General features: G+C 69.7%; 12 protein-coding genes. 3 read left to right on the forward strand and 9 right to left on the reverse strand.

Features of this window, described 5'->3' with window-relative positions:
* Nucleotides 1-45: 45 nt before the first annotated feature.
* On the forward strand, nucleotides 46-804 hold the full coding sequence (locus ACFY5A_RS01905; RefSeq protein WP_341941334.1) for a membrane protein insertase YidC: 759 nt from the start codon (nucleotides 46-48) through the stop codon (nucleotides 802-804).
* A 1-nt stretch (nucleotide 805) separates the two neighbouring features.
* Here ACFY5A_RS01905 and ACFY5A_RS01910 read toward each other — a convergent pair whose 3' ends face one another.
* From ACFY5A_RS01910 to ACFY5A_RS01940, 7 genes are all read right to left on the reverse strand, one after another.
* Complete coding sequence (locus ACFY5A_RS01910; protein WP_387231464.1) at nucleotides 806-1,714, reverse strand: DMT family transporter; 909 nt, start codon at nucleotides 1,712-1,714, stop codon at nucleotides 806-808.
* Between the two features lie 156 nt (nucleotides 1,715-1,870).
* Entirely contained in the window at nucleotides 1,871-2,950 is a 1,080-nt protein-coding gene (locus ACFY5A_RS01915) for an alcohol dehydrogenase catalytic domain-containing protein (RefSeq protein WP_387231466.1), read from the reverse strand.
* Between the two features lie 7 nt (nucleotides 2,951-2,957).
* The gene (locus ACFY5A_RS01920) at nucleotides 2,958-3,665 is read right to left on the reverse strand and encodes an HAD family hydrolase (protein ID WP_105672846.1); all 708 of its coding nucleotides are present in this window, start codon (nucleotides 3,663-3,665) and stop codon (nucleotides 2,958-2,960) included.
* Nucleotides 3,662-4,786, reverse strand: a complete 1,125-nt coding sequence (locus ACFY5A_RS01925; RefSeq protein WP_341941330.1) for a TIGR03364 family FAD-dependent oxidoreductase — start codon at nucleotides 4,784-4,786, stop codon at nucleotides 3,662-3,664. The genes ACFY5A_RS01920 and ACFY5A_RS01925 overlap by 4 nt, the downstream gene beginning before the upstream one ends.
* Nucleotides 4,783-6,522, reverse strand: coding sequence for a PhnE/PtxC family ABC transporter permease (locus ACFY5A_RS01930; RefSeq protein ID WP_387231468.1), 1,740 nt, complete (start codon nucleotides 6,520-6,522; stop codon nucleotides 4,783-4,785). The genes ACFY5A_RS01925 and ACFY5A_RS01930 overlap by 4 nt, the downstream gene beginning before the upstream one ends.
* Nucleotides 6,519-7,346 carry a phosphonate ABC transporter ATP-binding protein gene (gene phnC, locus ACFY5A_RS01935; RefSeq protein WP_105672848.1) on the reverse strand — a complete coding sequence of 276 codons (828 nt, stop codon included), beginning with the start codon at nucleotides 7,344-7,346 and terminating at the stop codon, nucleotides 6,519-6,521. Before phnC ends, ACFY5A_RS01930 begins: the two co-directional genes overlap by 4 nt.
* Nucleotides 7,347-7,427: 81 nt before the next feature.
* Nucleotides 7,428-8,357 carry a phosphate/phosphite/phosphonate ABC transporter substrate-binding protein gene (locus ACFY5A_RS01940; protein ID WP_105672849.1) on the reverse strand — a complete coding sequence of 310 codons (930 nt, stop codon included), beginning with the start codon at nucleotides 8,355-8,357 and terminating at the stop codon, nucleotides 7,428-7,430.
* A 170-nt stretch (nucleotides 8,358-8,527) separates the two neighbouring features.
* Here ACFY5A_RS01940 and ACFY5A_RS01945 point away from each other — a divergent pair, with 170 nt between their 5' ends.
* Nucleotides 8,528-9,271, forward strand: coding sequence for a GntR family transcriptional regulator (locus ACFY5A_RS01945; protein WP_341941327.1), 744 nt, complete (start codon nucleotides 8,528-8,530; stop codon nucleotides 9,269-9,271).
* Between the two features lie 205 nt (nucleotides 9,272-9,476).
* Here the strand turns inward: ACFY5A_RS01945 and ACFY5A_RS01950 are convergent, their stop codons facing one another.
* Entirely contained in the window at nucleotides 9,477-10,619 is a 1,143-nt protein-coding gene (locus ACFY5A_RS01950) for a sensor histidine kinase (RefSeq protein ID WP_387231471.1), read from the reverse strand.
* Nucleotides 10,620-10,850: 231 nt separating this feature from the next.
* On the opposite strand from ACFY5A_RS01950, the gene ACFY5A_RS01955 reads away from it, so the two are divergent.
* Entirely contained in the window at nucleotides 10,851-11,504 is a 654-nt protein-coding gene (locus ACFY5A_RS01955; RefSeq protein WP_105672852.1) for a response regulator transcription factor, read from the forward strand.
* 21 nt (nucleotides 11,505-11,525) lie between these two features.
* Here the strand turns inward: ACFY5A_RS01955 and ACFY5A_RS01960 are convergent, their stop codons facing one another.
* The gene (locus ACFY5A_RS01960; RefSeq protein WP_387231473.1) at nucleotides 11,526-12,380 is read right to left on the reverse strand and encodes an EamA family transporter; all 855 of its coding nucleotides are present in this window, start codon (nucleotides 12,378-12,380) and stop codon (nucleotides 11,526-11,528) included.
* Nucleotides 12,381-12,586: the final 206 nt, after the last annotated feature.

Consider the following 12,586-nt stretch of genomic DNA (forward strand, 5'->3'; position numbering starts at 1 on the left):
CTGCGCGGTCTTCGCCGACCCTTCCCGCACACGAACGGACCCATCTTGGACATCTTCGCCTTCCCTCCCCTGACCTGGCTGCTCGACGCGGCCTACGGCGGCCTCGCCGGACTCTCGACCATCCTCACCCCGCTCGCCGGAGCATCCGCGGCCGCCCTCGCGGTCGTGCTCGTCACCCTGCTGGTGCGCGCCCTGCTGATCCCTGTCGGGATCTCCCAGGCGAAGGCCGAGCAGACCAGAGCGCGCCTCGCACCGCGGCTGCGCGCCCTGCAGCAGAAGCACAAGAAGAACCCGGAGCGGCTGCAGAAGGAGATGCTGGAGCTGTACCGCTCCGAGAACACCTCCCCCTTCGCGGGCATGCTCCCCGTGCTCGCTCAGGCGCCCGTCGTCGGCATCCTCTACACGCTGTTCCTGCGGCCGGAGATCGCCGGGCACCCCAACGCCCTGCTCGAGCACGACCTGTTCGGCGCACCGCTGGGCACGAGCCTGCTGCACATGCTCACCGCGGGGCCGTTCCAGCTCCCCACCCTGCTGGTCTACGGCGTGCTCATCGCCATCATGATCGTGATCGCCGACATCACCCGGAGGGTGTTCCGTCCCACGCCGGTCGACGACTCTCCGCTGTCCTCCCCCGGGATGCTGCGCATCATGAGCGCGATGCACTACCTCACCGCGGTGTTCGCGGTGTTCGTCCCGCTCGCGGCGGCGCTGTACCTGACGGTCACGGTGGCGTGGACCCTCGTGCAGCGCGTCGTGCTGCGCCGGCGGTACCCGCTTCCGGAGGCGGCTCCCGCGCGGGTCTGACTCAGTCGGGAAGAGGGATCGGCGCCGTGAACGGCCCGTCGGGGCGCCGATCCCTGCGCACGCCGAGGGTGGTGCCGACGCTGGCCGCGATCACGAGGCCCACCGCGAGCATCCGCAGCACGGTCGCGTCCTGTCCGAGCACCAGCCAGCCGGCGAGGGTCGCGAAGGCGGGCTCGAGGCTGAGCAGGATGCCGAACACGCGCTGAGGCAGCCGCCGCAGCGCCGCCAGCTCGAACGTGTACGGGATCACCGACGACAGCACGGCGGTGATCGCGGCGAGCACGAGCAGATCCGGCTCCCCCGCCACCACGAGGGACGTGGGGACTCCGACCGGGAGCAACAGCACGGCCGCGACGACGAGACCGATCGACAGTCCGCTGGTCCCGGGGATCAACGCGCCGACACGGGCGCTCATGCGGATGTACATGGCCCAGAAACCGGCGGCGATGAGGATGAACACGACCCCGAGCGGGTCGAGAGGTTCGGCGCCGACCATGCCGTCGACCCCGAGCAGCGCCATGCCGACGAGGGCGATGCCGACCCACACGGCATCGGCGAGCCGTCGGGTGAGCACCGCCGCCAGCACGAGCGGTCCGAGGAACTCGATCGCGACGGCGGGGCCCAGGGGGATGCGGTCGATCGCGGCGTAGAAGAATCCGTTCATCGCCGCCAGCGACACACCGAACAGGACGGCGGCGATCCACTGCTGTCGGCTCCAGCTGCGCGGGCGCGGACGCACGATGACGAGCAGCAGGAGCGCGGCGATCGCGACCCGGAGAGACGTCACGCCCCAGGGCCCGAGCTTCGGGAACAGCTGCGCCGCGACGGCCGCCCCGAAGGGCAGTGAGGCGCAGGAGCCGACGACGAGGGCGACGCCGATGAGAGGGCGGGACGACGCTGGCTGCTGCACCCCTCCAGCCTAGGGGCGGGGCCCGGAGCCGCGCGCCCCGGGAACCGTTTCGACTCGCTCCGCTCGCTCAACGACCGGGTGAGGCGTGCCCCGCGGCCGTGCGCCCCGGGAGCCCGTCCGGGCGCGCTCCGCTCGCTCGACGACCGGGTACCGGCGTCAGCCCGGCACGAGTCCGATCCGCAGCGGGGCTCCGGGAGCGGATGCCGCGGCCAGCGCCTCGTCGAGCTCGCCCAGCGGACGGATCTCGCCCACCGCGTCCGCGAACGGATAGGCGCGGCCCCGGCCGGAGAGGAAGGCGACCGTCTCGGCGAGCTCCGCGCCCGTGTAGTTGTGCACCCCGGCGATCGTGACGAGCCTGCGGACGATGCTCTCGGCGTCGAGGGGAACAGGCTCTGCGGGGAACACACTGCCCACGAGCACGACGACGCCGCCGACGGCGACCCCGTCGATCGCCTCGGCGACCGCATGCCCTGAGGCTTCGATCACGACCTCCGGGTCACGGTCGAGGGTCGTCGCACCGAAGGCCGTGGCCAGCGCCTGGCGCTGCGGGTTCGGGTCGCGCACCTCGACGAGCGCTCCCTGCTCCGCGGCGATGGCCGCGGCGGAGAGTCCGACGAGTCCCGCGCCGTGGATCCGCACGGTCGCCCCATCGAGGCTGCGGCGAGCGCGGGCGACCGCGGCCCAGGCGGTGGCGGTCGCGCACGCTGCCGGCGCCAGCACCGACGCCGGCAGCGTCTCCGGCACGCGCGCGATGGCCGTGCCCTCGCGGAGCTGCACGTGGCTGCCGAACGCGCCCGTGAGGTCTCCGTGCACCCCGATCCGGTCGTGGCCGTACTTGCCCAGCGACCGGCACTTCTGCGTGAGGCCGGCGAGGCAGCGGTCGCACGTTCCGCACGACACCGTGACCGACCAGACGACCCGGTCGCCGATGCGCAGCGGTGTGCCGTCGACGGCGAGCGCCCCGGCATCCCCGAGCGCGATCACACGGCCGACGCTCTCGTGCCCGAGCACGAGAGGGGTGGGCGCCGAGCGGCGCCCCTGCACGGTGTGCACGTCGGACCCGCAGATCGTCGACATCTCGACCGCGACCAGCGCGTCGCAGTCGCCGAGGGCCACGCCCGGCACCGCGATCATCTCGTGCGGGTGCCCCTCGCCGATCCAGACCATGGCCGTGGCCGCCGGGCGAAGCGCGACGTCTCTGCGGTGGCCGGGCGGGCGAATCAGCAGCGTGCCCATGTCCGGCTCAGACGCGGGAGACGAGAGGGAGCAGCCCGCGCTCGGCGAGCACGCCGCGCAGACCCGTGACGTCGGCGAGAACCGCGTCGGCGCCCGCGGCGGACAGCGCCCGGTGATCGTGCGCTCCGCTGAGCACGCCGGCGACGAAGCCCGCGCCCGCGCGACGACCCGACTCGACGTCGCTCGTGGTGTCACCCGCGACGGCGACGGCCGACACCCTGGTGGCGCCCGTGCGCAGCAGCGCCGTGAGCACGAGGTCGGGGGCGGGGCGTCCGCGCCCGGCGTCCACGGGAGACAGCGCGAGATCGACGAGGTCACCCCAGCCCAGTCCGTTCAGCAGCACATCGCGCGTGACGGGCGCGAAGCCGGTGGTGAGCACGACCGCGAGACCGGCATCCTTCAGGTCCTGGATCGCGTCGGCGGCGCCGGGGATCTCGGAGACCCCCTGCTCCGCGACGATCTCGGCGTAGGCCCCCTCGAACTCGGCGGTGGCGCGGGCTGCGGCCAGCGCGTCGCCGCCCGACAGGTGGGTGAAGACGTCGATCTTCGACTGCCCCATGGTGACGCGCACGTAGTCGAGGGCCTCGGCCCACGGCATCCGATCGGCGACGCCCGTGCGCTCGGCTGCGCGCTGGAACGCCTGCTCGACGACGCCGTCGTCGAGCACCGTGGTTCCTGCCATGTCGAGGACGGCGAGTTCGAGAGGAGTGGTCATGATGTTCCTTCCATTGCGGGTGCCCACCCGAAGGCGGCGGTGAGATTCTCTTCAGCGAGCCCCAGACCCGTTGTCATTCCGATGCCGGTGGTCGCGGCGAGCACCAGCACCCCCTCCTCAGGACGTTCGACGAGGAACTCCTGCGGCCCCTTGGCGTAGACGCCCTGCCAGCGCTCGATCACGCGGGGCTCCGGCATGTCGAACAGCGCCCGCGCCTCCGTCAGGAACGCGTCGAACGCGGACTCCGGCTGGAAGGGCGGAGGCGCCGCCGACGTGGCGTGCGAGTCGCCGATGATGAGCGTGCCGTCCGGCAGCTGCGTGTACATCTGGTTGAGGTCGATCGCCGCGAGATCGGGCCGCTCGGCGTGCAGGCGCTCGCGCAGTGCCGCGGCCTCGGCGGATCCGGCGAAGCGCCCGTAGCGCACGAGCGACCACCCGGTCAGCAGCGGGGCGGCGAGCGGATGCCGCAGCGTCACCGCCGCGCGCATCATGTCCAGCGCGCAGCGCTCTACGCCGACGCGCTCGGCGATCTCGGGCAGCAGCTGATCGAGATCGTGATTGACCGCGACGACGATCTGCCCGGCCTCGATCGCGCCACGGGTGGTGCCCACCCGCCCCGCGGCGATCGACGTCACCGCCGTGCGGAAGAGGAACGAGACGCCGAGGTCGGCGAGATGACGGACGATCGCGGATGCCGCGGTGCGGGGATCCGTCTGCAGATCCGTTGCGATGTGCGCTCCGCCGAGAAGACCCTCGGGCCGCAGCGGTGCGAGGCGCAGCAGCTCGTCGGCATCCAGCATCCGGATGTCGTCTCCGTCTGCAGCCTCCAGCACGGCCAGCTCGTCGCGGTGCCGGGCGGCGACGAGCGTCCCCGACTCGCGCAGCCAGAACCCCGCGTCGCGCGACAGCATCATCCACAGTTCTCGCGAGAGGTCGGCGTAGCGGCGGGCTTCGCCGGTCTGCGCGCCGATGCAGAGGTGCCCGAAGTTGCGGATCGTCGCTCCGACCGGTGCATCCGCCCGGTCCACGACGGTGACGCGCAGCCCGCGGCGCACGGCGGCGTACGCGGCTCCGAGTCCGACGATGCCGGAGCCCACGACGACCACGTCGGCGCGGCTCACCGGAACACCTTCCGCATCCACATCGCGAGCCCCTCGACGACGAGCACCGTGGCGAGGATCATCAGCACGATCGCGGTCACCGTCTCGTACCGGGAGCCCTGGCTGGCGTTGAGCAGGTAGTAGCCGACGCCTCCACCGCCGACGATGCCGAGGATCGTCGCCGCGCGGATGTTCGTGTCGAGCATGTAGAAGCTGTGTCCGATCAGCGCACGGGTGCCCTGCGGCACGGTCGCCGAGGTGTAGGTCTGCAGGCGGGTCGCCCCGACGGCGCGCAGCGCGCGCTCCGGGCCACGGTCGACCTCTTCGAAGGAGTCCGCGATGAGCTTGCCGAGCAGCCCGATGCCGCCGATGGCGAGGGCGATCACTCCCGCCTGCGGTCCGAGACCGGTGATCACGACGAGCACGATCGCGAGGATCAGCTCGGGGATGCCGCGGATGCCGACGAGCAGGAAGCGCGCGACGCCTCGCGCACCCCTGCTCGGCGCCACATTGCTGGCGGCGAGCGAGCCGAGCACCAGGGACGGGAGCAGGGTGAGCACGGTGGCCGCGAGGGCGATCGCGACCGTGTCGCGCATGGCGACGATCATGACGGTGGCGTCGTAGTTGCCGAAGGACGGCGGCCAGAACTTCGCGGCGACCTCGGGGACGCGCCCCCAGAACGTGACGAAGTCGAGCCAGTTGATGTCGCTGACGACGACCCCGCCGATCACGACGAGCACGGCGACGGCTCCGGCGATCGTGTGCCGCACGCGCTGGCCGGTCCACGGCCGGCGCACGGCCGTCTGCGGGCTCGCAGCCCATGCTGCTCGCACCTCCGGCGCCGCGGGGGTGCGGCCGCCCAGGCGGGGGTGCACGATGCGGTCGATCCACGAGCGCTTCTGCTGCTGCTGTCCGAGCATCGCGCCGCGCACCAGGCTGGATACGATCTCCATCACGATGCAGAGCACGAAGATGACCAGGGCGATGCCGAGGCCCTTGCCGTAGTTGAGGGCCTTGAACGCGTAGGACATCTCGAGGCCGAGTCCGGCGACGCCGACGTAGCCGAGCACCACACTGCCGCGCAGGTTGATGTCGTTGCGGTGCAGCACGGTCGCGACCCAGCTGGGCAGCACCTGCGGCAGGACGCCGGAGGTGAACTCCTGCATCTTCGACCCGCCCGCGGCCCGGATCGCGAGACGGGGCCCCTCGTCGATCTGCTCGATCGCGTCGGCGAACATCTTCGAGATCATGCCGATCGAGTGGATGCCGATGGCGAGGATGCCGGGGAGCGTTCCGAGCGAGAACATGAGCACGAACGCCATCGCGAGCACGACGTCGGGGATGGCACGGGTGAGGACGCCGATGAAGCGCGCGGCGAGACGCCATCCGTTGCCGGGGGTCGTGTTCGATGCGGCGAGGTATGCGATGGGCACGGAGAGGACGGCCGCGAGCAGCGTCCCCGTGAGCACGAGGCCCACGGTCAGCGCGATCAGCCAGATCAGGTCTCCGGCCTCGGGGAAGGAGAGACCGCGCACACGGGCGAAGAAGTTCTCCGCGTTGCCCCAGCTCTCCACCATCGCCGGGATCGAGATGCCCACCTCGTTGACCGCGAGGATGCCGAGCACGACCAGTGCGACGAGCGTGAGGGATGCCGCGATGCGCTCCGGAGAGATGCGGGGCCGCGGGGCGCGTTCGGAGACGGAGCCACGAGGCCCCTGGGTCGCGGCCCCGGTCGGGGCGCCGGTGAGGGTGGTCACTGCGCAGCCACCTCGGCGACGGCATCCGCGAGTTCGACCTGCACGGCCTGGATCTCGGCGGTGGTCGTCGCGACCCGCCCGTAGATCTCCATGACCGCGGCCTTGCTCAGACCGTCGGTCACGGTGTCGAGCACGATCTCGCCGTGCCGCAGGCCGACGATGCGGTCGGCCCAGGAGATCGCGAGGTCGACCTGGTGCAGGCTGCACACGACGGTGAGACCGGCATCCGCCGCGATCTCGCGGATCAGCGCCATGACCTGGTCGCTGGACTCGGGGTCGAGGGACGCGACGGGCTCGTCCGCCAGCAGGATGTCGGGCTTCTGCATGAGGGCGCGGGCGATGGCCACGCGCTGCTGCTGTCCGCCCGAGAGGGTGTCGCTGCGCTGGTAGGCGCGGTCGAGGAGACCCACGCGGTCGAGGTGTTCGAGCGCCTGCAGCTTGGCGGCCCTCGAGTAGCCCCACAGGCCAAGCCGCGGGCCGCGCACCGTGGAGAGCGATCCGGTGAGCACGTTCTCGAGCACGGTCAACGACGGCACCAGCTCGAACTGCTGGAAGATGAACCCGACACGGCTGCGCAGCCGGCGCAGCGCGCCGCCCTTCAGCGCGGGGACCTGCTGGCCGAGCACCTCGACCGAGCCGGAGGTGGGGACCTCGAGCCCGTCGAGGTGGCGGAGCAGTGTGGACTTGCCGGAGCCGGAGAGCCCCAGCAGCACGACGATCTCGCCCCGGGAGACCTGGAGCGACGCGTCCTTCAGCGCCGTGGTCGACCCGAAGGTCTTCGTGACGCCGTCGAGGCGGATGAGGGCATCGGATGCCGCGTTCATGTCAGATCTCCTGTATGAGTCGGTCCCGGCCGTCGAGCGGGTCGTGACCTCGCTCGACGGCCGGGTGCGTGGCTCAGGGCGTCAGCCCTGGCACTGCTCCGCTTCGGTCTTCTTGCAGATGTCGCGGATGAGGTCGTAGTACTTGTCGTCGACCGGCTTCGTGGCGTAGAACACGCTGCGGAACGAGTCCGTGTCGGCGCTCTTGATGCCCGCGGCGATGATGTCGTCGATCGTGACCTCGGCGAGGCCGTCGCTGAGCTTCTTCGTGACGTCGTCGGGGAGGGTCGAGGAGTAGACCAGCGGAGCTCCGGGCACCATGGTCTCGTCGATGACCTTCACGGCGTCGGACTTCTCGACCTCGGAGTCCTCGGCGAAGCCCGCCTCGCACTCGACGCCCTCGCCGACCTTCTGCACGCTCACGTCGTGCTTGCCCGCGAAGACGGGGGTGATGTCGGTCTTCGGGTCGATGCCGGCCTGGAGCAGGTTGTACGACGGGAAGAGGTAGCCGGAGGTCGAGGACGGGTCGACGAAGCAGACCTTCTTGCCCTTGAAGTCCGCGATGCTCGAGATGCTGCTGCCCTTGGGGACGATCGCCTGCGAGTAGTAGCCGGGCTCCTGACCCTCTTCGGTGACGATGGAGGAGATGGGGGTGAGCTTGGCGCCGTTGGCGGTGGCCGTGACGTAGGTGAAGCCCGAGAACGAGGCGACGTCGATCTTGCCCGCGACCGCGGCCTCGATGAGAGCGGCGTAGTCGGTGGACTCGTGGTACTCGACCGTCTTGCCGGTGATCTTCGCGATGTAGTCCATCAGCGGCTGGTAGTTGGTCTCGGTGTCGACCGAGTCGGGGACGACGCCGAAGACGAGGGTGTTCTCGTCGACCGCGTAGCTGGAGGTCGCGGCTGCCTCGTCGGTGCCGCCGTTGCTGGTGGCGTCGGCCGAACCGGAACAGGCGGCGAGGCCGAGGGCGAGGACCGCGGCGCCGGCGAGGGCGGGGAGAGCACGGAGCTTCATGAGGACCTTTCGGGTGTGTGGGGGTTGATCCACGGATGACTCTCTCAGGTCACGAGCCGAGAAAGGTACCTAACTTGCAAGAGTTCAGAGGTCGTTTACCGAGGGTTCTCCCGGGTGAACACCGGAGAAACCTCTCGCCCCTCAACGACCTGACCAAGTAGTATGCCTATGTGGCAGAAGCTGTGTACACCCAGATCGCCGACGAGCTGCGCACCCAGATCGCCTCCGGCATCCTGCGTCCGGGCGATGACGTTCCCACCGAGGCCGAACTGGCCGAGCGCTGGAGCACCTCGCGCGGCCCGATACGCAACGCCCTCGCCGCTCTGCGCGGCGAGGGGCTGATCGAGACCAGCCGAGGTCGACCCGCGCGCGTCGTCGCGCGGAAGGCGAGTCAGGCCGTCGACATGTCCGTGCCGTTCACCCGCTGGGCGCGCGACCTCGGAGTCACTCCCGGCGCGCAGACGCAGGAGCTGAGCCTGCGGCGCGCGGGCTCCAAGGCCGAGCTCCTCGGGGTCGCTCCGGACGACACCATCGTCAGCGTCGTACGGCTGCGGTCGCTGGACGGACGCCCGACCATGCTCGAGCGGCTCTTCTACACGGAGGTCGCCGGGCGGCGGCTCTTCGAGGTCGACCTCGACAGCGTGTCGATCACCGAGTACCTCGCATCCGTCGGGCATCCGATCGTCGGCCTGCAGCACGTGATCGACGCGGTGGCAGCGGACGAGCAGGATGCCGCGTTGCTGCGCGTTCCGCAGGGGACTCCGATCCTGCGCCTGAGTCGCATCTCGAGGGATGCAGACGGGCGCATCTTCGAGGCGTCGGAGGACCGCTACCTCAGCGAGGTGGTGCGCTTCACGGTCGCCGCATCCGGGATCTCGACGGACGGGCACTACATGCGCGCGGTGGGCGGATAGCCGCCTGATCGGGACGTGTCCCGTACACAGAACGCGATCGCGAGCGCAGTGGTTTCAGAAGCCTTAGAAGATCGCGCTCGCGATCGCAGCGCTGGGGACGCTTATTCTGGGGAGATTCCAGGATAGGTCGCGTGAGGGTGCCCTTGATAGGGACGTTCGTTCAGACTTGCCTAGACTTTCGTCTAGGTCTTGATTGAGGCGCTGATCAGGCCATTGGCAGTCTAGCGGCAACCTGCCATGCGCCGTCGACCTCACCCGCCGTGAACTCGCCGCTCGCTCCGAGCACGCGCTCGGCCATGCGGTTGAGACCGGTACCACTGGAGGGGAGATCCCTCCGTGGGGTCGTCGGCATCGGACTGCTGATCGTCAGCGCGGCCGAGTCGTCGTCGATGTCCAGACTGATCGCGACCTCACCCGGGCCGGCGTGCTTGAGGATGTTGGTCGCCGACTCTCGGACGATGCGCGCGAACGCGATCTCCGCGACACGGGGGATGCGCTCATCCCGGGGGTCGCCGGTCGCGACGACGGGGTGGCCTGCGGCCTCGATCTCCGCCTTCGCTTCGTCGACCGCCGAATCGAGGTCGCCCGTCTGCATTCCGGCAGAGCGGGGTCCGTCGTCGGCGAGTTCGATCACGAAGCGCAGATCGGCCATGGCCTTGCGTGCGGCGACCCGGATGGCCTCCTGGGATTCGGAGGTCATGGTCGGGTCGTCGAGCATCTGCACGTGCAGGGCGACCACGGTGAGGTGGTGCGCGATGCTGTCGTGGAGTTCTCCTGCGATCCAGCGCCTCTCGGCGAGGACGGCCTCGTGCTCCTTCTCGACCTGCACGACGAGCTCGCGCTCGAGTCGGCTTCCTCTCTCGGCGCCGAGCCGCAGCGCATAGCCGATGGCGCCCGACACGGCGGCCAGGATCATCTGGACGCCGACGTTCACGGGCACCCCCGTATCCCCGAACGCGATGAGCGCCGAGGACAGGAGGAAGACTCCGATGTAGGAGAAGATCAGGGACCCCCTGCCCAGTCGCATCACCATTCCGGCCGCGACTGCGGCGGCGGTGAGGACCTGGGTCTCGGTTCCGCTGAGAAAAGAGAGGCCGAAGATGACGGCCATTGCCACGGTCGCCCAGACCGGGGACCACAGATAGAGAGCGAATACTGAGGTGGAAGCGATACTGATCAGCACTGCTCCCAGTTGCGCAGGAGGAGGTAGGAAGAGTCCGATGACGTCGATCGAGACGACGATGCCGATGGCCGTGAGGATGACGATCCTCTCAACGGCTCCCAGCCTCTCGCCGCGACCAACCCGAAGCACTCCGGGTTCTTCGCGAACCGACTGGTCAAACGCCATGGTTCACTATCTCCTTTTAGCCAGGTACGCTTAGCGATAGACACCAAAGATCATTCCAACACGCTGCCAAAAAGTCATAGTAGTTCACCTCCGCAGATTGTTCTTTCGTCTAGGTACCTATTGATCTTCTCGGCTCCGCTCGGCGCGCACATCTGCCTTGAGTCCAGACCTCACTAGACAAAGGTCTAGATCTGCCCCTGACCTCCCGGCCAGCGCCGATAGGCTTCCCTCATGCCGGACATCCGCGTGCTCATCGTCGACGACGACCCTCTCGTGCGCTCCGCGCTCTCCCATTTCGTCGCGAGAGATCCGGCGATCGATGTCATCGGGCAGGCGGAGAACGGCCTCGAGGCGATCGCGTTCATCGAGAAGGACCAGCCGGATGTCGTGATGATGGACGTCCAGATGCCCGAGATGAACGGCATCGAGGCCACCGCGGCTATCGCCGATCGGTGGCCGGGGGTGCGGGTGCTCGCCGTCACCACCCTCGACGGCAGCGACACCGTGCTGCCGATGCTGAGCGCCGGCGCCTCCGGCTACCTCCTCAAGGATTCGAGCGCGGAGAGCATCGTCACCGGCGTGCGCGAGGTGCACAGCGGCGCGAGCTCGCTGTCGCCGCGCATCGCGTCCCTCCTCGTCAAGCACGTGCGCAGCACGGAACCGCTCCCCGGCGACACGGAGCTCGAAGAGCTCACCGAGCGCGAGGCGGAGGTGCTCGAACGCCTCGCCCAGGGCATGTCGAACTCCGAGATCGCGCAGTCGCTGATCGTGTCCGAGGGCACGGTCAAGGCTCACCTCGGCCGCATCATGGCGAAGTGGCAGGTGCGCGACCGCGTGCAGATCCTCGTCACCGCAGCGCACGCGGGGCTCGTCGACTTCCGCTGAGCCCTCACGCCGCGACCTCGCCTACAGCGCGAGCAACACGATGCCCGCGACCACGACGACCGATGCGCCGAGTCTCCAGCCAGGGCGGTCCTCCTTCAGCACGAGCACCCCGAACAGGCTCACGAGCACCACGCTCACCTCGCGCAGCGGAGCCACCAGCGCGACGGGAGCGATCTGGATCGCCGTCAGGACGAGGATGTACGACAGCGGAGACAGGACGCTGAACGCCACGATCCGCCTCCACTGCGTGCGCCACAGGGCCGCGACGGCATCCCACCGCCTGCGCACGCCGAGCGTGTAGAACGGGATCTCCAGCACCATCGTGCCGACCATGAACGCGACCGGCGACAGCGACCAGGTGCGCACGGCGTTCGCATCCCAGATCGTGTACGCCGCGATCGCGACGCCGGTGAGCAGCCCGAACACGAGCCCGAGGTCGAAGACCCGATCCCTGCCACGGTCGACCAGCCCGATCGCGACGACCCCGACGATCACCGCCGCGACGCCGATCAGCGCGACGACGGACGGGCGCTCCCCGAGCAGCAGCACCGCGACGATCACCGACAGGAACGGCCCTGTGCCCCTCGCTGTGGCGTAGACGGTCGAGAGGTTGCCCTCCTGGTACCCGCGCTGCAGCACGGCCATGTAGACGACGTGCAGTGCCGCGGAGACGCCCACGCCGAGGAGGAACCCGCCGAGGTCGTCGGTGCCGAGCCCGCCCGTGAACGGGATGGCTCCGATCCAGAAGGCTGTTCCACCGACGGCTCCCCACCACAGGAACGGCACCCCGGCACGACTCACCCCGTGTGCGATCACGTTCCAGGCGGCGTGGGACACGGCCGCGGCGAAGACGAGGACGAAGGCGAGAGAGGACATGACAGACCCTTCCATCCGCCGCGGGCGCGACGAACAGGGTCCTCCGGGCTTTTGTCCTGTCAGATGACGGCTCTCCTGCGGAGAAGAGCCGTGGCGCCGCTCGGACCAGACGGGACGGACCCCGGAACCCTAGGCGCTATCGCGGTACACCCTAGCCCATCGACGTGAACGCGAAGGCGCCCGGCGCGACCTTCCGCACCGGGCGC

The sequence above is a fragment of the Microbacterium sp. NPDC012755 genome, assembly GCF_042901325.1.
In the GTDB taxonomy this organism is placed as follows: domain Bacteria; phylum Actinomycetota; class Actinomycetes; order Actinomycetales; family Microbacteriaceae; genus Microbacterium; species Microbacterium natoriense.

Bases quoted from the DNA above. Each gene is read 5' to 3' on its own strand.
- ACFY5A_RS01915 (WP_387231466.1), bottom strand. From the start codon at position 2,950: ATGGGCACGCTGCTGATTCGCCCGCCCGGCCACCGCAGAGACGTCGCG.
- ACFY5A_RS01920 (WP_105672846.1), bottom strand. From the start codon at position 3,665: ATGACCACTCCTCTCGAACTCGCCGTCCTCGACATGGCAGGAACCACG.
- phnC (WP_105672848.1), bottom strand. From the start codon at position 7,346: ATGAACGCGGCATCCGATGCCCTCATCCGCCTCGACGGCGTCACGAAG.
- ACFY5A_RS01940 (WP_105672849.1), bottom strand. From the start codon at position 8,357: ATGAAGCTCCGTGCTCTCCCCGCCCTCGCCGGCGCCGCGGTCCTCGCC.
- ACFY5A_RS01950 (WP_387231471.1), bottom strand. From the start codon at position 10,619: ATGGCGTTTGACCAGTCGGTTCGCGAAGAACCCGGAGTGCTTCGGGTT.
- ACFY5A_RS01955 (WP_105672852.1), top strand. From the start codon at position 10,851: ATGCCGGACATCCGCGTGCTCATCGTCGACGACGACCCTCTCGTGCGC.
- ACFY5A_RS01960 (WP_387231473.1), bottom strand. From the start codon at position 12,380: ATGTCCTCTCTCGCCTTCGTCCTCGTCTTCGCCGCGGCCGTGTCCCAC.